Genomic DNA, 18,634 nt, shown 5'->3' with positions numbered 1-18,634 from the left:
CAGATGAGAGATTTCAATTATTTAAAGATTGAAGTTTTAAAGCTATTTGTTTGTTGAAGAAGTTTCTTGAAGATTTTCTCTTTAAGTGATACAGTATTATCAAATTTAACTGATCCATTTTTAAGAGTAGCTTTATCTTTATCAACAGCTGCAGCAAATGCATTCTTCAAGTCATCGTAACTACTGTATGTAGTACCGTCAATTGTAACTGGGTTAAATCCTGCTTTCGCTTTATCAACAACTTCTTTGAAGTATTCTTTCTTCCAATCTTCTAGAGTATTAAATTTACCATCAGAAACTTTCTTAATGATAAAGTCATCACCTAGAGTAGCATGACCAGCCTGTTTAGACTCATTTTTCAGCATGTTAGAAGCGTAGTTTAAGAAGCCTTTTTCATATCCAAAGTAACCCCACATACGGAATGTGTTATGTTTGAATGACATAGAGCCTGGAGCTCCTTCACTTGTATTACCACCATAGATACCAGCAGTGATAGGCACCGTTACATAGGCAGAGCCAAATCCAGTTGGGTCATAAGTACCATTACCAGGACCGTGTTTGGTCATGAAGTTCTTATCTACTAGGTCGTTAACAGAAGTTAAGTTATATTCTTTTTCTTCTGCATTCAAATCACGAACCTCATCGTATTGGTTCTTCGTATTAGCGTTACGTAGTTTTTTAGCAACTTTCTTGAACCAAGCGTTGTTTAGTGCTTTATCGTGTTTATCAATTACAGCTTCTCCTTCAAGATAATCAAGAAGCATAAGCGTATCATTGAAACCTTTCATGTAGTGATCGATTTCTTCACGAGATGTCAGATCGTTTGGATTAGTATTATACCATTGGTTTCCGTCATTTGGACGTTCGTAGGCCATGTTCAATCCTAGTGCTTTGAAATCACCGTTTGGACTTGTTTCAGCAGGAGATTGTAACATACCTTGTGCGAATGCTTCTAGGTCAGTACCTTCACGGTGTCTAGAACCACCTAGGTAAACCATGCGGTCATTTACGTGAGTCGTTTCGTGAGTGAAGGCTGAGATACCAAAGTCACTAATCATATTGGTAACCATGAAGAAGACTGAATCATCCTTATAAGGATTACCGTAGATACGAGCTACAGCTCCCATACGCCAGTCAGTAGCATGGTAACGACCTGTTGGTCCGTACAATTCACGAACTGGAGCGACATCTTTACCGCTATTAGTGTGACCGTATTTATCAGTACCTTCTTTGTAGTTTTGGTTATCTAACACAGGAGTTGGTACCATATTGTTGCTCTTGAGCAGTTGGTTACGAACTTTATCTAATGATAGACGAGACCAGAAGTCTAGGTAATTTTGTTGACCTTTAGCGACTTTATTGATTTCAGCTTTGAATGCTTCGCGTTCTTCCGCAGTATTCTTACCGTATTTTTCAAATGAACTGTAAGCCATAGTGTTATATGTTGAGATTAAGAACATATGTGCATCTTTTAAATTCAGAAGTGGAAGAATCATTTTACCGTGAACATCATTATTCAATCCTTCGTATGCTCTGTGTTTCTTATCAGCAAATTCAGGAGTTGTTGTCTTCGGTTCAACGACATATACATTATCTTTAGTTGCTTTTATGAACCAATCGTTTAAGTCTGTATCACTTGTGAAGAGTTCCATATTGTATTTCAGGAACTCATGTAAATTACCTTTACCAGTAGCACCGGCAATCACTTCACGATAGGCATCGTGAGTGCGGTCCCCCTTAATATAACTTTCTTTAGAACCAATATTGATGATTCTATCTAGGACACTAACATTCTTACCGTAGAAGTCCGGTTTGAATAACATTAACTCTTTAATGTTAAAGTCATCGAATTTAACACCGTAGTAACGATTTAGGTAAGTTAATCCAAGAAGAACTGCAGCCTTATTGTCATCAATTTTCTTAATCAAGGCACGTTTTGCAGCTTCATCAGTGTTAAGCTGGTGATCTTCATTTTCTACTAACTTCGTAACGAATTTATTAAGATTATATTTAACATACTTGAAGCTTTCTTCTAGGTACAAGTCCTTAATTGCATTGACTTTATTGCCACCAGTTCTACCCAAGTGTTGGTAAATCGGGTCAGATTGCAATTCAACAGGGCTTAATTTGCTTTCAATAGCACTGATTAAGTCAGCACGATCTTTTACAACAATGTTTGGTGTGTAAACAACTTCACCAAGCTCAGCGACACTGTATTCTTTTACTTGCTTAACTTGAGAGTCCTTAGGAGAAATCGTAAAGATATCTTTTGTCTTATCTGCGTAGTGAACCATAATATGGTCGGCATCTGTAAGGTCTGTGACAAAGTCATTGCCTTTCATTGCAGTCACAGACAATACTTCTTTAGTCATTAATGGACTATCAGTAGCTAATTTATTTCCTTGATTTACAATCCACTCTTTATTGTAGAACGGTTGAAGTTTTTCAACATTACGATAAGCAAGTTCACGAGAAGCATCGTAATCTTGAGTATCTTTGTAAGTGTCAGACTTTGGTTTAACATTATTTAATGTATCTGAAACAAGAGGATTGATAACATAATCATTAGCTGTAATTCCTAATGTTGCAATTTTCTGGTCAGCTTCATCTTGAGACACTTCTTTAATTCGGTTAGAAACAGAGAATTTAAATGAACGTTTACCTGTACTTACATCTTTCACGATAAAGTTACGTTCTAAAGCGTTATTTGAGAAGTATCCACCATCTTCGTCAATATCTTTAGATCCATAGAACACTTCACCATTTTCAACTTTCATCATAGACACAGAGTCTGCAACTTTACCCCATGCCCAGTTCTTACTAAGGAAACCACCTACTTCAACAGGTGTATTTACCTTAATAGTTCCTTTCGTAACAGCGTTACGAACAGAACCATATTTACCAATTCCGTTAGGATCAGAACCGTTATCTGATCTAGCGACAAATCCACCGATACGAGCTTTATTAGCAACTATATCAGCTTCTACATATCCTTTATTAACATTACCTTTCCAGATTTCACCAACCATACCAGCGAAGTCCCATCCTCTATCACCTACACCAGTAAGTTTACCGATATAAGCAACATTAGTAAGCTGTCCGCCGTTATCTAATTTGTTAACAAGTCCGGCAATTCCATCTCTACCAGTTATGCTACCAGTTACTTTAATATTCTCAACAGTAGCATTCTTAACAGTTCTAGCAAGAGCAGAAATGTTATCAATCCAAGGCATATTAATATCGACATTAGCCAAGTTAACATCTTTAACCGAACCACCTTCAATACCACCAAATAATTGACGTGTCATATTGTGGATTGAATAACGTTGTCCCTCAACACTTGATAACTTACCTTTAAATGTACCAGGAACATACTCTTTATTTGGAGTTGGTACATTAGCTGCATTTAGATCTGCACCAAGTTTAAACTCACCGCTAGGGTTAGCTTTCATATCTTTTACAAGCTCATTGAAGTTGTAGTAAACATTACCTTCTTTTGCTTTTTGTTTTTCAAAGTAATGAACATACTCTTCGCTAAGTGTATTTTCAGCATTTCGTTGAACTAAGTCTGGTGCTTTGGCAGTAACTTTATATAAAGTTTTTCCGTCTTTTTCTACTTCTTCAATCTTGTCAACAGCAAGTCGTGTAACCTTGTTGTCGTGAGTGGTCACTCGTAGATAAAGTGGGGCAACATCAGCTGGTTTTTCTGTAAGCAAACTAGTATCTGTTTCATTACCGTCAGCGTCCACACTCATCAAGCTTGTTTCTTTGATATTTTTGATTTCAACTTTTTTGAGGTCAATTCTTAGAGGTTCTTCATTCAGAACTACTTCCTCATCGCCTTCACCACGGTCATAAACCATCTTAGTTTCAATCTTATAATCTTTGTAGTATTGCAAATCTGTCAGGCTAGCTGTTAAGTTGTCAGGTGAAACATTCAATGTTTTCACAATCTCATCACCTTTTTTCAGAGTTAAGGTGATAGATTTAATGGCCGCCTTGCTTGGATTTTCTAGACTGTATTTAACATCTGAAGTACGTTTCAAATCCTTAGGTTCAACTGCAGTGATGGTCAATACTGGTTTTTCAAAGGTCTTGGTACCACGTTTCAAAATTTTGTCTTGAGGTGCCTCAAGGATTTCCTCTGTAACTTTTGGAGCGTCTTCTGTTTTAACTCCCTTAATGGTATTAAAGGTCTTGGTGATTTTTTTCTGGCCTTCTTTGCCTTCTTGAGCTACAACTTCTAAGCCTTTTTTCAGTTGGTCATCTTCTTTAACAACTTCCTTAAATGGAATCTTTTCAAGACTTTCTTCTACAAGAGTTCCTTCAATTGGTTTTGTACCACGGCTTACCTGTTGGTTTACAGGCTCCTTGGTCACTTCCGTACTAGTTGAAAGAACTTGGTCAGTTTTGACACCTTCTACCGTTTTATAGGTTGTTTTTGTAACTTGACTTCCTTTTTCACCATTTCGTAGGACAGTTTCTTCGTCCGTATACTTGGTTGGATCCTCAGTCGTTTCAGTTTTGTAGTCTAAATCTGTAGTTGATGTTTCAACAAGGGTTCCCTCAGTTACTTTGTACTCAGGTAATTGATCTTGAACAAGTGCTTGACCTTCCTTGCCTGCCTCTTGGGTTCCTTTAGACTCTACTATAGCTTCTGGTAGTTCCGATTGCGTTAAAGATTGACCTTCCTTACCTGCTTCTTGAGTTCCTTTAGACTCTACTGTAGCCTCTGAAAGTTCTGGCTGTACTAAAGCTTGGCCTTCTTTGCCTGCCTCTTGAGTTCCTTTTGCTTCTACTGGGGCTTCTGGCAATTCCGGTTGTGTTAAGGCTTGGCCTGATTTACCCTCCTCTTGAGTTCCTTTTGCTTCTACTTGAGCCTCTGGCAATTCCGGTTGTGTTAAGGCTTGGCCTGATTTACCTTCCTCTTGAGTTCCTTTAGCTACTTGGTGAGTTGATTCAACTTGTGGTACTGGAGTTGGGGCAGGTTGCACCTCTTTCTTGGTTCCGACTGCAATGACTTGCGACACAGGATTTTGAACCACTTGGTCTTCGATGACTTCTCTAACTTCTTGACCATTAACCACCGAAACTTTGGTTACAAGGCGACGCTTACCATTTACTCCAGCTGTGACGATACGAGTCTGTCCTTCTGCTAGATTCGCATCTGGGCTTGTGACCATTTCAAAAGGAATCTCAACCAAGCTCTCTTCCTGTCTAACCTGAGGCTTCGCAGAAACTGGTTTTTCTTCAACAGCAGGAGCAACTGGAGTCTCTACTACAGGTTTTTCGACGGCAATTTCCGAAGCAACAGCAGGTCTTTCCTGAGCTACTTCTGTTTTCTCGATTTCATTTGCATTTTGCTTTTCTACTGGCAACTGAGGCTTCTCAGCTGAAGCTGGTCTTGATGGATGGAGTTCTGCTTCCTTGAAGTATCCAATGTATTCATAGCCATCAATATGGATAATCCCTTCAGCCAAACCTTCATGTGTTGAGGCCGAAATAGTTTGGTTATAAGAAAGCAATTCTTTATTTTCAAATGCAAATGTTCCATAAGGTACAAAGGTGCTAGCTCCTAAAGAACCAATCAGAAGAACACCTAGAACCTCTTTGCGACCTTTTTTGGACACCAAAAAGACTGCTAGAGAAGCCGTTGCCAAACCAAGACCTGCCAAGGCTAGTTCCTTACTTCCTGTGTATGGAAGTTGTTGACTGTTAGTTGCCTTCTTACGATAAACTACATAGAGAATATCATCATCTTGAAATTCTGTAGGAACCTCATGGTGAATCAGGGCTTTTTCAGACTCGGTCAATTCCTGCTCCGCCAAATAACGGTAATGAACACTATGAGCACTGCCAACTTCATTGGCTTGAACCTTATCTACTGAAAGGGCACTGGCTCCAAAAAGGAAGGCTCCGATGGCTACAGGACCGACCCCAACAGTTAGCTTACGAATTGAATATTTTGTGATTTTTTCTAGTTGCTGTTTTGTTTTTCTCATTTTCACGACTTTCTAATAGAATCTTGTGGATAATGCGCACGCGCACCTCCAATTAATTTTGGACGACTAGCCAACGCCGTTACGTGGGCATGACCAATCTCTCTCAAAAGAGGGCGAATCGGAACCTGAACATGCTTGACATGCATGCCAATTGCAGTGTCTCCGATATCCAATCCAGCATGAGCCTTGATAAATTCAACCTCAACTGGATCCTTCATAAACTTGAAGGCTGCCAACTGACCCGAACCTCCTGCATGAAGTGTAGGAAGGACACTGACAATTTCCAGACCAAACTGCTCTGCAACCTGACGTTCAACAACGAGGGCCCGATTGACATGTTCACAACCTTGAACAGCTAGATGAATTCCTTTTCCCTCTAAGATATCTAGGATGGTCTTCACAATGATTTCGCCAATTTCTTGGCTGGATTCCTTGCCAATCTGACCACCTATCACTTCACTAGAGGAAAGGCCTAAAACAAAGATGGATCCTTGCTTCAAATTGGTCTTTTCCAATACATCTTCTACAATCTGGCTTGTCTCTCTTTGAATGTCTTTTTCCTTCATACTTGATACCTCTTTTATCACTATCTATCATATCGTTTTTTCTTGTTTTTAGCAAGATAGACAACCTGAAAATCTTGCTCCAACCTGCATAAAACTCCCAGAATTGACTGGGAGTTAGTTAGTTTCTATTCTATTTATGTATATTTCAACTGTCGTACCCTTTAAAGGGGCAGAATCGATCTTCATCTGGTAATTGGCTCCAAAATGAAGTTTGAGCCGTTGGTCAACATTTTGCAGACCAACTCCCCCACGTTTGAGTTGACTTTGACTACTATCGCCAGCAACTTGGAAGCCAACGCCATCATCCTCAATACGGATGACCAATCCTGAATCCTGTTTCTGAACAGAAACTCTAATATGTCCCTGACCTTCCTTTTCCTTAATGCCATGGTAAAGGGCATTTTCTACCAAGGGTTGTAACACCAGCTTAGGCAAGACCAGATTATCAAAGGCAGGATTTTCAGCAATTTCGTATTCCAGCTTATCTCCATAGCGTTGTTTCTGGATAAAGAGATACTGGCGGACATGGTTGATTTCGTCAGACAGGCAAATCAAGTCCTTACCCTGATTTAGAGCCAAGCGGAAATAGGTCGCCAAGGACTTGGTCACCTGAACCACTCGCTGACTATCCTGAAATTCAGCCATCCAGATGATTGTGTCCAAGGTGTTATAGAGGAAATGCGGATTAATCTGGCTCGATAGAGCTTGAAGTTGGTACTGACGGGTCGTTTCTTCCTGCCTGCGAATATCCGCCATCAGCTGATCAATCTGATCCAACATGGCATTAAATTGGCGAGTCACTTCTCTCAGTTCATAAGCACCAGCTTCCTTGGCACGAAGATTCTGATTACCAGAAGCAATCTCCAGCATGGTTTCTCTCAAGTCATTCATAGGAGCAATCCAGCGTTTAAGACTAAGCCACACCAAACAGAGACAGGCAAGAAGAGAGGTGAAACTGGCTCCAAGCAAGGTCCACATGAGCTGACTCCGAACTTGCTCTAACTTCTCCAGCGAAGACACCCCAAGCACCGTCCAATCAGTTCCAGCAATCTTTTCTTGACTGACGTAGGACTGGTGATCTAGCGTATAGCCCTGACCTGTCTCGATGTAGGGTTTCATGACCTCCATTTCGCTAGACGAGCTGTAAACTGTATGTTGAGGATGGTAGACAAATTCATGATTTTCATTGATGATAAAGGCAAAACCCTGCTGGCCCAACTGTAGCTGGTTGAGATAGGCTTCCAGAGTTTCATAAGAAATATCCAAACGAAGTACACCCAGATTGGCTCCCTTTGCATCAACAAGTTCTTGAGTGACAGAAATGACCCACTGACTATCTGATTTACGAGCTGGAGTCAAAACGGGCTTAGCCCCCTGATGAATGGCCTTTTGGTACCAATCCTCAGCCATCATATCAGAGGAAGTTTTCATTTGCACACTATCATCTGTAGAAATGACCTGACCTGATTTGGTGACCAGAACTACCGTTTTCAAGTCTTGGTCTGCCTTTAAGATGGTCAAAAACAGATTTCGGATTCCCTTGACCTTGTCTTGACTGGGATTCTCAGCATAGGCTAGGACATCCGTCTGCTGGGTCAAACTAGTCGAGGTGGTTTCTAATTTTTTGATATAAGACTGGATAAAGTGGCTAGTTTGGCTGATAGTCGTCTGGCTATTGCCTTCAATGGTAGCCTCAATAGCTGATGAACTAGATTGATAGTAGAAAGTCCCAACCAGAGCTAGGAGAATGAGAAAGACCAGAAAGATGGAAATAACCATTCTGACTAGAAGAGAAGAACGCTTCATCGACCTCCCCCTTTCTTAAACTGACGAGGTGTCACACCTGCAATCTGTTTAAAACGTTGGGTAAAGTAGTTCATATCTTCAAAACCAACCTTTTCTGCGATCTCATAAATCTTCAAATCTGTAGTTAAAAGCAAGAGCTTGGCTTGTTTGACACGTTCTCTCACCAGATAATCCTGAAAAGGTAGGCCCAACTCTTTCTTAATCAAAGAACTCAGATAAGTCGGACTAAAGCCCAAGTCACTGGCCAAAGACTTTAAACTAAACTGGCTATCAGCCAGATGGGACTGGATTTTCTGGGCCATGTTTCCTTCAAACTTATCAGTTAATAAATCTTGTAACTGCTCTTCTTTTTCTTCCTTATCCAACTTTTGCTTGATTTTCCTCAACATTTCCTCAATATCCTGACGAGAAAAGGGCTTGAGCAGGTAGTCATCCACACCGAGTTTGACGGCAGACAAGGCATAATCAAAATCATCGTAGCCAGTTAAAAAAACCAAATGCACCTGAGGATAGGTTTCTCGGACCAGACTGGCTAACTGGATGCCATTTAGCTGAGGCATGTTGATATCGGTTAAAATGATATCTGGCACCTGCTTTTGTATCAATTCCCAAGCCTGTCTTCCATTTTCAGCTTGACCGATGATTTCCATATCGTAGGCTGCTACATTAACCAGTTTGGTCAAGCCTTGTCTTACCAGATATTCATCTTCTACAATTAAGATTGTATAGGTCATGCTTCTCTCCTTTGTCACTTACTAGTATCAGTATAGCAAAATTCTCCTCTAACTGCTTAGGAAAGCCCTCTTAATCGACATAATCTAGTAAATAAGCGTAGCCTTTTTCTTCCATTTGGTCTTTGGGAATAAAGCGGATAGAAAGGCTATTGATACAGTAGCGCAAGCCACCCTTGTCCTGTGGTCCATCCGTAAAGACATGGCCAAGGTGAGAATCTCCAACTCGGCTCCGCACTTCCATGCGTGTCATATTGTAAGACTTATCTTCCTTGTAGGTAGCCACATCTGGACTGATGGGTTGGGTGAAACTAGGCCATCCGCAACCAGACTCAAACTTATCCTTTGATGAAAAGAGGGGTTCGCCAGTTGCTACATCCACATAGATACCAGATTCAAATTTATCCCAGTAACGGTTTGAGAAAGCCCGTTCTGTTTGATTTTTCTGGGTAACTGCATACTCCTCAGGTGACAGGGTCTTTTTCAATTCCTCATCACTTGGTTTGGGGTATTTGCTGGCATCGATGACGGGGTAGGCCGCCTGATTAACATTGATATGGCAGTAGCCATTTGGATTTTTCTTGAGATAGTCTTGGTGGTAATCCTCAGCCACTACAAAATTCTTCAAGGCCTCCTTTTCAACTGCTAGAGGTTGGTCGTATTTCTTAGCCACCTCATCAAAGACCTGGTTAATCACCTCTAAATCCTTGTCATCTGTGTAATAAACACCAGTACGGTACTGGGTTCCCACATCATTTCCTTGTTTATTTTTGCTGGTTGGATTGATAATACGGAAGTAATGAAGCAGGATTTCCTTGAGGGAAATTTGCTTGGCATCATAGGTGACATGAACAGTCTCCGCATGACCTGTTTGATTAATCAACTCGTACTTGGTTGTTTCCCCTCTACCATTTGCATAGCCTGAAACGGCATCCGTCACTCCGGGAACTCGAGAAAAATACTCCTCAACTCCCCAGAAACATCCCCCAGCTAGATAAATTTCGTGCAAGTCTGCATCTTTACTCACTTCTCTTTTTTTCACTGTTTTTCCTCCTTGGCTAACTGCCGCTTTCTCAATTTGCGAGCTATCTGTCTGCCCTGCATTTCGCATCAATAGAAAATAGAAACCGGTTATGGCTAGGAAAAAGATTCCTGCCAAGACAAACAATTTTACTTTATCATTCATGACCTTTCTCTACCCCATTTCTTTCAATGTTTTTAAAATCATATCCTTATCCATAAAATCAGGTTGCGTTTTGACTAGCTTACCTTCCTTGTCTATAAAGGCTTGAGTTGGATAAGAACGAACACCATAACTTTCCAAAAGTTTGCCTGATGGGTCAACTAGAACTGGGAAATGTTTATAATCCAAGCCCTTGTACCAGTTCTTAAAGTCCGCTTCTGCTTGTTCCCCCTTGTGTCCAGGTGATACTACCGTCAAGACCACATAATCATCACCAGCATCTTTAGCAATTTCATCCGTATCTGGAAGACTGGCTAGACAGATGGAACACCAAGAAGCCCAGAATTTGAGATAGACTTTCTTACCCTTATAATCAGATAAACGATAAGTCTTGCCATCTACTCCCGTCAGTTCGAAATCAGCAACCGCCTGACCTTTAGTAGCAGTTTGTGAACTGACTTGTTCTGTTTTCGTTTGCTCCTTCATAGTAGATTCGTCTGACATATTTTTAGCAGAACAGGCTGCCAAGCAACAGATTGAGCCGACTCCAAGGAGACATGTTTGCCATTTTTTCATTTCTTCTTCCTCTCTATTCAAATAATGTAGTCAAAATGGAAGCATTTCCCAAAAGCACCAAGATTCCCATCAAGATAATGAGGAAACCACCCACTTTTTTGAGGGTTCCTAGGTAGGGATGAAGTTTTCGGAAATGTTTCAAAACATAGCTGGAGGCAAGAGCTAGAACCAAAAATGGTAGTGCTAGACCCAGCGTGTAAATCAACATGAGGCCAGCTCCCTGCCAAGCACCTGAGCCACCTGAAGCCGCCAAGGCTAAAACAGAGCCCAGAACCGGTCCCACACATGGCGTCCAAGCAAAACTAAAGGTCAATCCCAGTAAAAATGCCTGACTATAGCCCTTACCCTTTTGCCCCTGTCTCTGTAATTGTAGCCTTCTTTCCTTGTAAAGTCCCTGAAAATGTAAGACTTCCATCTGGTGCAAGCCCAAAAGAATGATAACCGCACCCGTCACATACTGAAACCAAGAAGCATAAAGCAAATTGCCTAAAAAACCAGCTCCATAACCCAGCAAGATAAAAACAAAGGAAATCCCTGCTATAAAGGCCAGAGTTCGCAATAAACTAACCAGTGAGATTGAATATTTTCCACTAGAAGCCTGAGCACCATCTTTATCATCCAACAAGACCCCTGCATAGACCGGTAACAAGGGTAAGATACAAGGAGAAAAGAAGGAAAGAATTCCAGCAAGAAAAACACTGATAAAAAAGATTATATTATCCATCGCCTTCCTCCATTCTTTGATTTGATAGGACTATTATAGCCCCAAAACTCCAGAAAAAACAGGGACAATGATAGGGAAAAATAGGAATTTAATCAGGTTATTTAGAAATCTTGCACAAAAAAGCCAGACAAGATCTGACTTTGATAGACACAGGAAAGAAAATCACCTGTCTTCCCTACTTATCTGGTAATAAATAAGGTCTGCAAGATAGCCTTTTCTCTCCACACCATTGGTAATGGTTTTTAGATAAGACATTCCAGCTTTCTCCATGGCACGACCTGAAGCTGGGTTGAGACTGGCATATCGTGCTCTGACATCTTGAAAACCTACTTGAGTAAAACAAAAGTCCAATACAGCTTTCAAGGCCTCTGTCATCACACCATGACCCCAGTATTTCTTGCCTAACACATAACCTATTTCACAAGAAGAATCGTTCTCATCTATTGCAACGATGCTGATATCTCCTATCACCTGCTCTGGCTTTTCTTTGAGGCAAATGGCCCATTTGTAATAATTGGGATTAGCATAGGAGGCAACCCAATTACGAATCGAGTTTCGAGTCACCTCGACATCAGAATGAGGATCCCAAGTGACATAGGTCAGATTCTCAGCGGATGAAGCCCAATTCTGAAACATGGCTTCTGCATCACTTTCCACAAATCTTCGCAAGGTTAAACGCTCTGTCTGTAATATTTGCGTACCGATAGATTTCATGACGCTACCTCGCTTTCTGATAGATGATTCTATGTCCAATCTCCATTGAAACTTGTTTTGCTTTTGAATTTCAAGGTAATAAGCTAAAAAGGTCCACTGGACCTTCCTCGCTTACTTGTTTCCATGATCGGGGTAAAAAGACTAAACTCAGTAACAGCTAGAAAACGAGTTTTTCATCTAATCCCTTGACGCAGTCGCTGTCTGGTTTGAAATGCGCTCTAGCAAGCTTTTTCAAACCTAGTCATCGTTGCGGGGCGGGGGTGAGACTACGAAATCGAACTCTTCGAGTTACCGGACCTTCTCTCGCTTTCTTATTTCAAGGTGAGAGGCTGAAAATCTCCACAGGAGGTTATTCTTGCTCTCGAGTTTCAGGGCAAGAAGCTAAAAAGGTCCCCCGAACCTTCTTCGCTTTCTCATTTCTAGGCTCAGGGTAAAAACCTCCACTGGAGGTTTTTACTCCCAAAAGTCATCGAATACAGTGATGGGCAGGTGGCGTTTGTGTTGGCCTTTATGCCACCAGTTTTCGATAGTCGCTTGAGCTTCTGGGCTGATTGTTTTGCCTTCTAGGTAGTCGTCAATCTCTTCATAAGTGACTCCGAGGGCTACTTCGTCAGCTAGGCCTGGTTTGTCTTCTTCTAGGTCTGCTGTTGGGATTTTTTCATAAAGGGCTGGATCTGCACCAAGCTCCTGCAAGAGTTGTTTTCCTTGACGTTTATTGAGGCGATAAAGAGGGAGAATGTCCGCACCACCGTCACCAAACTTGGTAAAGAAACCTGTGATATTTTCCGCGGCGTGGTCTGTTCCAATGACCGCTCCACTATGGGCACCCGCAAGGGCATATTGGGCAATCATACGACTACGAGCCTTGATATTGCCCTTGTTAAAATCTGAAACAGGACTACCTGTCGCTTCAACTGCAGCTGTCATAGCATCTGCAGACTCCTTGATATTCACCACTAAACTGACATCTGGTTGGATGAATGCTAAGGCTTTTTGAGCATCTGCTTCGTCAGCTTGCACTCCATATGGCAGACGGACAGCGATAAATTTGTAGCTGTCATCGCACGTTTCAGCTCGCAGTTCTTCCATAGCTAATTGAGCTAAACGTCCTGATAAAGTCGAGTCCTGCCCTCCAGAAATCCCTAGTACAAAAGTTTTAAGGAAGGGGTGTTTTTTCAAGTATCTTTTTAAGAAATCAATGGAACGACGGATTTCTTCCTGAGCATCAATCACTGGTTTGACACCCAGCTCTTGGATAATCGTTTCTTGCAAATTCATTCTTCTTCTCCTTCACCAAGGGCTTCCTTACGCATTTTGTCAATCAAGTCCATCTTATCCTGCCATACATCACGCGCCAAATCCACTGGATAGTGCTGCGGATTGAGCACGCGCTTGTACTCATCCCAAAGCTTGTCAAATTCCTTACGGGCATAAGCCTGAATCTCAGTCAAGCTAGGCAGGGTGTAAATCAATTTTCCATCTTTGAAGATATCCACCAAGAGAGGAACGGCATCAAAATTACGAACGGTCTTCTTGATGTATGTGTAAGTCGGATGGAACATCTTGATTTCCGTCATGTCGCTCACATCCACACCGTCATAAGTGATGTAGTCGCCTTCTGACTTGCCTTTTTCACGACTGGTAATGCGCCACACCTGCTTCTTACCTGGCGTAGACACTTTTTCAGCATTATTTGACAGCTTGATGGTATTGCGCATCTGGCCATTTTCATCTTCGATTGCAACAATCTTGTAAACTGCACCAAGAGCTGGCTGGTCATAGGCTGTAATCAGCTTGGTACCCACACCCCAGACATCAATCTTGGCCTTTTGCATCTTGAGGTTGAGGATAGTATTTTCATCTAGGTCATTTGAGGCATAAATCTTAGCCTCTGTAAATCCAGCCTCGTCCAGTTGCTGACGGACTTTCTTGGAAATGTAGGCAATATCCCCAGAGTCAATCCGCACACCCATAAAGTTAATCTGATCACCCAACTCACGCGCTACCTGAATGGCAGCGGGTACCCCAATGCGAAGGGTGTCATAGGTGTCCACAAGAAAGACACAGTTTTTGTGGGTCGCAGCATAAGCCTTAAAAGCCTCATAGTCGTTACCATAAACCTGTACCAAGGCATGGGCATGGGTCCCCAAAACAGGAATGTCAAAGAGTTTACCAGCACGCACGTTGCTGGTTCCATTGGCACCACCAATCACCGCTGCGCGTGTTCCCCAGATAGCCGCATCCATTTCTTGCGCCCGACGTGTCCCAAACTCCATTAAAGGTTCATCTTCAATTACTGAACGAATACGAGCTGCCTTAGTCGCCACCAAGGTCTGGTAGTTGACGATGTTCAAAAGAGCCGTTTCGACCAACTGACATTGAGCTAGAGGGCCTTCCACCTGCACAATCGGTTCATTAGCAAAGACCAAATCCCCTTCTTGGGCAGAACGAACGGTCAACTCCAACTTGAAATTGCGGAGGTAATCCAAGAACGCCCCATGATAACCTAGCGACTCCAAATAGGCTATATCACTATCTGAAAAACGCAGGTCTTCAAGATAACTCACAATTCTTTCCAAACCTGCAAAAACCGCATAGCCGTTCTTAAAAGGCTGTTGGCGGAAATAAACCTCAAAGACCGCCTTTTTATTGTGAATCCCTTGGTCAAAGTAAACCTGCATCATGTTAATCTGGTACAAGTCCGTGTGCAATGTCAAACTATCATCTGGATACATACTTTTCCTACTTCCTTAGCTAGAAACCCATGAAAATTTTCAAAAACTTTCATGTGTTCCAATAAATTAGTACTATTATAACACATTTTAGCTGGATTGAGAAAAGAGTAACAAGCTATTCTCCACTCTCCAGTTCATCCATATCTTGTTCAAACTTTTTCTGCGCCCATTCACCATAGCTCTTAAGACCAAGATTGCCAATAAAGACCCAGGGAAGGTAAATGATATAAGTAATTGCCCAAGCAGATAGGTATTTAACGTTCAAAGGATTGTGCTGATAAATTTCTATGTTGAATTGATAATTCTGTAACATCAAAAGAGCCGTAATAGCCAAGGTTAGGAAAAAACAACCCAAAATCGTAAAATGAAAACGACTATAGTAGGTTACTCCCAGATAACGGGCACGATTGAAAAAGAAGAAAATTCCTACTATCAGAGTATAGACTAGAAAATTCGGATTAAAAAGAGATGGAGCCAATACAGCCACCAAATAGCTTAGAAGCACAAGCCCAATAAAGAGGGAAAAGGATTCCGCCCCAGCTTTATTGATTAGTTGTTCTTCTCTTTCGTCAAGTAATTGATAATGAATGAATTTAGTTATCATCTTCTTCCTCCCAAAATAGTTGGTCTAGTGTTTTCCCTAAACATCTGCAAATGGACTGGCAAAGCGAGAGACTGGGATTGTATTTTCCCGCCTCTATCAAACCAATAGTCTGGCGCGTCACCCCAACAGCCTCTGCCAGTTGACCTTGTGTTAAATCAAGCTCCACACGAGCTAATTTTAATTTTAAATTTTTAGCCACCTGCATCCTCCTTATAATTTTAATACTCATCTACTCTTAAAAAATCCAAAACTAACACAAGCTGTCACCTATTTATTATAACCTCATTAATTAGCACTCCAATATTATCTTCAGCCTAAAATCAGTATGTTAGATTGTTTGAAATAAACTCCCTAGTGATTTTTTGTTTAGTATTAGCTTTAGTAGAGTCTTTTAAACGAGTTTTGATTGCTTGTATTTCTTGTTTAGTTTAGTTGCTTTCATATCACTATTATATAATGCTTTTGGAAATGAGTCTAGTGTAAGACAAAAACGTGTGCATAGCAAGATGACTGATTTTTTTGCTGGATTTTAAATCTGCAAAATAATACTAAACGAAACTAAAATGAATACTCCTTGCTTTTCTTGAGAGTGAAAAAGTACAATAAAATGATTGTAGTGATTACCACAAGATACTGACTAATAGACATCGTATTTGAAGCAACAAATACAGGTAAGGAATAAAAAGGAAGAAGTTCAATTGCTTTGATAAATAAATCATTACTAGTATTCATCATAATCGTATTTAATATATTAGGGATAAAGAGTAGTAAAGCTACTAAAATACCAAATACCAAGCCACTTTTCAATTTGTATAAATAGAAAATGTAAGATAATAGAAAATAAAATAGGACTAACAAAATTGTATTGACTACAATGGCTACTATAAAATCTAATCCTAAATCACCTGGAACACCCAATTTACTTACGATGACTAGTAGCACAATGCCATTCAAAGAATAAATAATGGAAACTGAGATGGCATATAGAAAATTAGCCAAGACGTAAATCATCCGATTTTTCTGTTGATTATAAAATAAACTTATCGTATTGTGGGAAAAATCCCTGCTAATAATTCGGTTAGCATGTATAACAGCCATTAACATACCGAGCATAGCATAAAAATTTGAAATATGCTTAATACCAAGTGATGTCCCTTGAGTCTTTAGAATAAAGAATGTAACCAGTATCGGCGGTATAAACGAGATAATCAATCCGAGATATATTACGCCTGATGAATATAAATCTCTTATATTTTCCTTAAGAAAATTCAATTTATTTAATTTCATGATTATAACCTTCCTTTATTTTGAACGATTTAGATAAATATCTTTAAGCGTCTCTTTTTTAGTTTCAAAATCAACTACTTTAATAGAGTTTTCGTTAAAAAATTTAAAAAGCTCACTACTTTGAATATTCCCAGACATAGTTATTTTCAGTCCCTCTTCCTGAACAATATCCCCAAATTCTTGTTTGGTAATGAAAATGTCTCTATCTGTAGCTGATGAAAAAGCTATCTCAAACAAGCAATTATGACTATCTTTTCCTACTTTTTGAAATGTCAAAAGTCCGTTCTCCAAGAAAAGAACCCTCTCACAAATTTCTTCAATATCTTCTAATTTATGACTCGATATTAAAATTCCCACATTTTCATGTAAAGCTAAATTTTTTAGAACCGCTAAAACTATTTGTGATGATTCAATATCTAAACCATTAGTCGGTTCATCTAAAATCAATATATCAGGTTCCGTAACGAGAGTTAGAAGCAAAGCTAATTTTTGTTTTGTACCCAAAGAATAGGTCTTAACTTTTTTATTAATAGACTGAGTCAAATCTAACTCTTGGATCAAACTTCCAAATCTTTCTTGATTGTAGTCAACACCATATAAATTTGACAAATATTTTAAATTCTCTAAACCTGTTTTAGATAAAAATAATTTTGGTTCTTCGATTAAATACCCAACATTATCACTACTTATAATATTCCCTGAAGTCGGTTGATTATTCTGAACAAGAATTTTCATCAATGTACTCTTACCAACTCCGTTTCTCCCTACTAGACCAACAATTTCACCCTTGTTAAGTGCGAAATTTATATCTTTGAGAATGGTTGAATGACCATAATGCTTACTTACATTTATAACTTCCATTTTTTATTCCTCCATTAATATTCTTGGTTTTCTCTTTGATTCTCATTAATTTTAAAAAGTTGCGCCTCTTTTTAACAACATTATATCATATATCCAACTTAATGCAATATATAAATGTCATTTTGTAAAATTTTATTAACAAAAACTCTCTACCATAAAAAATAGAGAGTGTTGAGTTTAAATATAGGATTTTAAAATATCGACGACATGCTAGGCTTTCAGATCTAATGTCTCAGCTGCGATTGTATTGTCCTCCATATCGTCTAGAAAGACACAATTTGTAGGATTTAACTGGTATTTATCGAGACTTATGTCAAGCTCCCCTCTTTGCTTTATTCTCCTTACAAATCCTTTTGGTAGTAATATCTTTGTCCTGTGTAGGGATAGTTTTTCAAAGTAAAGACTTCCTTGTAGCCATGTTTCTGATAAAAGTCTGGTGCCTGAAACTGATAAGTATTAACAAATGCAAAACGACAGTTTCGATTCTTAGCTTCACTTTCTGCCTGCTTCAATAGTTTTGAACCGATTCCTTGCCCTCTCAGTTCCTCTTTTACAAATAGATACTCAATTTCTAGCCAATTTCCAAAAGTCTCTGCTATCAAACCTGCCAGGAGATTGCCCTTTTCATCTTCGACATAAAGATTAAGTGGCTCACTTTCAGCCTCTTCTCTTTTTGAACGGTTATAAACACGAATCAGATTCCCTATTTCTTGTGCTTTCTGAGACTCCTTGTTTTCCAATCTAAAGTACATATAAACCTCCTCGAAACGATTACAGCTTGATTATAGTCTTATTTCAATAGACTGTCAAACTAGCAAAAACCCACCAACCTGAGTTGATGAGTT

15 protein-coding genes are annotated in these 18,634 nt (G+C 39.9%); all 15 read right to left on the bottom strand.

The window, feature by feature from the left end; all coding sequences use genetic code 11:
• Window positions 1–17: 17 nt before the first annotated feature.
• The 15 genes from CYK18_RS00935 to CYK18_RS00865 all read right to left on the bottom strand — a co-directional run bounded on the left by CYK18_RS00935 (window position 18) and on the right by CYK18_RS00865 (window position 18,541).
• Window positions 18–6,002, bottom strand: a complete 5,985-nt coding sequence (locus CYK18_RS00935; RefSeq protein ID WP_101784586.1) for a ZmpA/ZmpB/ZmpC family metallo-endopeptidase — start codon at window positions 6,000–6,002, stop codon at window positions 18–20.
• Between the two features lie 2 nt (window positions 6,003–6,004).
• The gene (locus tag CYK18_RS00930) at window positions 6,005–6,568 is read right to left on the bottom strand and encodes a TIGR01440 family protein (protein ID WP_180947991.1); all 564 of its coding nucleotides are present in this window, start codon (window positions 6,566–6,568) and stop codon (window positions 6,005–6,007) included.
• 114 nt (window positions 6,569–6,682) lie between these two features.
• Window positions 6,683–8,374 carry a cache domain-containing sensor histidine kinase gene (locus tag CYK18_RS00925; protein ID WP_101784582.1) on the bottom strand — a complete coding sequence of 564 codons (1,692 nt, stop codon included), beginning with the start codon at window positions 8,372–8,374 and terminating at the stop codon, window positions 6,683–6,685.
• Window positions 8,371–9,108 (bottom strand): response regulator transcription factor, encoded by a 738-nt coding sequence (locus CYK18_RS00920; RefSeq protein WP_000222629.1) that lies wholly within the window; start codon window positions 9,106–9,108, stop codon window positions 8,371–8,373. Before CYK18_RS00920 ends, CYK18_RS00925 begins: the two co-directional genes overlap by 4 nt.
• Before the next feature lie 70 nt (window positions 9,109–9,178).
• Entirely contained in the window at window positions 9,179–10,291 is a 1,113-nt protein-coding gene (msrB, locus tag CYK18_RS00915; RefSeq protein ID WP_000998572.1) for a peptide-methionine (R)-S-oxide reductase MsrB, read from the bottom strand.
• A 9-nt stretch (window positions 10,292–10,300) separates the two neighbouring features.
• Window positions 10,301–10,864, bottom strand: coding sequence for a redoxin family protein (locus tag CYK18_RS00910; RefSeq protein ID WP_101784580.1), 564 nt, complete (start codon window positions 10,862–10,864; stop codon window positions 10,301–10,303).
• A gap of 13 nt (window positions 10,865–10,877) precedes the next feature.
• A complete protein-coding gene (gene ccdA2, locus CYK18_RS00905; protein ID WP_101784578.1) occupies window positions 10,878–11,588 on the bottom strand; it encodes a thiol-disulfide oxidoreductase-associated membrane protein CcdA2 in 711 nt (236 codons plus the stop codon).
• Between the two features lie 162 nt (window positions 11,589–11,750).
• Window positions 11,751–12,302: a GNAT family N-acetyltransferase gene (locus CYK18_RS00900; RefSeq protein ID WP_101784575.1), complete on the bottom strand. Its 552-nt coding sequence runs from the start codon at window positions 12,300–12,302 to the stop codon at window positions 11,751–11,753.
• Window positions 12,303–12,755: 453 nt separating this feature from the next.
• On the bottom strand, window positions 12,756–13,580 hold the full coding sequence (nadE, locus tag CYK18_RS00895; protein ID WP_101784573.1) for an ammonia-dependent NAD(+) synthetase: 825 nt from the start codon (window positions 13,578–13,580) through the stop codon (window positions 12,756–12,758).
• The gene (locus CYK18_RS00890; RefSeq protein ID WP_101784571.1) at window positions 13,577–15,037 is read right to left on the bottom strand and encodes a nicotinate phosphoribosyltransferase; all 1,461 of its coding nucleotides are present in this window, start codon (window positions 15,035–15,037) and stop codon (window positions 13,577–13,579) included. The genes nadE and CYK18_RS00890 overlap by 4 nt, the downstream gene beginning before the upstream one ends.
• A 115-nt stretch (window positions 15,038–15,152) precedes the next feature.
• The gene (locus CYK18_RS00885; protein WP_101784569.1) at window positions 15,153–15,641 is read right to left on the bottom strand and encodes a DUF6773 family protein; all 489 of its coding nucleotides are present in this window, start codon (window positions 15,639–15,641) and stop codon (window positions 15,153–15,155) included.
• Window positions 15,631–15,840, bottom strand: coding sequence for a helix-turn-helix transcriptional regulator (locus CYK18_RS00880; RefSeq protein WP_180947990.1), 210 nt, complete (start codon window positions 15,838–15,840; stop codon window positions 15,631–15,633). The genes CYK18_RS00885 and CYK18_RS00880 overlap by 11 nt, the downstream gene beginning before the upstream one ends.
• A 359-nt stretch (window positions 15,841–16,199) precedes the next feature.
• Window positions 16,200–16,928, bottom strand: coding sequence for a hypothetical protein (locus CYK18_RS00875; RefSeq protein WP_101784565.1), 729 nt, complete (start codon window positions 16,926–16,928; stop codon window positions 16,200–16,202).
• A 15-nt stretch (window positions 16,929–16,943) separates the two neighbouring features.
• On the bottom strand, window positions 16,944–17,789 hold the full coding sequence (locus CYK18_RS00870; protein WP_101784563.1) for an ABC transporter ATP-binding protein: 846 nt from the start codon (window positions 17,787–17,789) through the stop codon (window positions 16,944–16,946).
• Window positions 17,790–18,130: 341 nt separating this feature from the next.
• On the bottom strand, window positions 18,131–18,541 hold the full coding sequence (locus tag CYK18_RS00865) for a GNAT family N-acetyltransferase (protein WP_101784562.1): 411 nt from the start codon (window positions 18,539–18,541) through the stop codon (window positions 18,131–18,133).
• Between the last annotated feature and the right edge of the window lie 93 nt (window positions 18,542–18,634).

The organism is Streptococcus mitis, from assembly GCF_002860865.1.
In the GTDB taxonomy this organism is placed as follows: Bacteria; Bacillota; Bacilli; order Lactobacillales; family Streptococcaceae; genus Streptococcus; species Streptococcus mitis_AT.
The sequence above is the reverse complement of the archived record's forward strand: the minus strand, read 5'-3'. Positions and strand labels throughout refer to the sequence as shown.

Excerpts from the sequence above, each read along its gene's own strand:
- CYK18_RS00870 (WP_101784563.1), bottom strand. The coding sequence starts at position 17,789 with ATGGAAGTTATAAATGTAAGTAAGCATTATGGTCATTCAACCATTCTC.
- nadE (WP_101784573.1), bottom strand. The coding sequence starts at position 13,580 with ATGAATTTGCAAGAAACGATTATCCAAGAGCTGGGTGTCAAACCAGTG.
- msrB (WP_000998572.1), bottom strand. The coding sequence starts at position 10,291 with ATGAATGATAAAGTAAAATTGTTTGTCTTGGCAGGAATCTTTTTCCTA.
- ccdA2 (WP_101784578.1), bottom strand. The coding sequence starts at position 11,588 with ATGGATAATATAATCTTTTTTATCAGTGTTTTTCTTGCTGGAATTCTT.
- CYK18_RS00930 (WP_180947991.1), bottom strand. The coding sequence starts at position 6,568 with ATGAAGGAAAAAGACATTCAAAGAGAGACAAGCCAGATTGTAGAAGAT.
- CYK18_RS00920 (WP_000222629.1), bottom strand. The coding sequence starts at position 9,108 with ATGACCTATACAATCTTAATTGTAGAAGATGAATATCTGGTAAGACAA.
- CYK18_RS00925 (WP_101784582.1), bottom strand. The coding sequence starts at position 8,374 with ATGAAGCGTTCTTCTCTTCTAGTCAGAATGGTTATTTCCATCTTTCTG.
- CYK18_RS00910 (WP_101784580.1), bottom strand. The coding sequence starts at position 10,864 with ATGAAAAAATGGCAAACATGTCTCCTTGGAGTCGGCTCAATCTGTTGC.
- CYK18_RS00890 (WP_101784571.1), bottom strand. The coding sequence starts at position 15,037 with ATGTATCCAGATGATAGTTTGACATTGCACACGGACTTGTACCAGATT.
- CYK18_RS00900 (WP_101784575.1), bottom strand. The coding sequence starts at position 12,302 with ATGAAATCTATCGGTACGCAAATATTACAGACAGAGCGTTTAACCTTG.
- CYK18_RS00865 (WP_101784562.1), bottom strand. The coding sequence starts at position 18,541 with ATGTACTTTAGATTGGAAAACAAGGAGTCTCAGAAAGCACAAGAAATA.
- CYK18_RS00935 (WP_101784586.1), bottom strand. The coding sequence starts at position 6,002 with ATGAGAAAAACAAAACAGCAACTAGAAAAAATCACAAAATATTCAATT.
- CYK18_RS00885 (WP_101784569.1), bottom strand. The coding sequence starts at position 15,641 with ATGATAACTAAATTCATTCATTATCAATTACTTGACGAAAGAGAAGAA.
- CYK18_RS00875 (WP_101784565.1), bottom strand. The coding sequence starts at position 16,928 with ATGAAATTAAATAAATTGAATTTTCTTAAGGAAAATATAAGAGATTTA.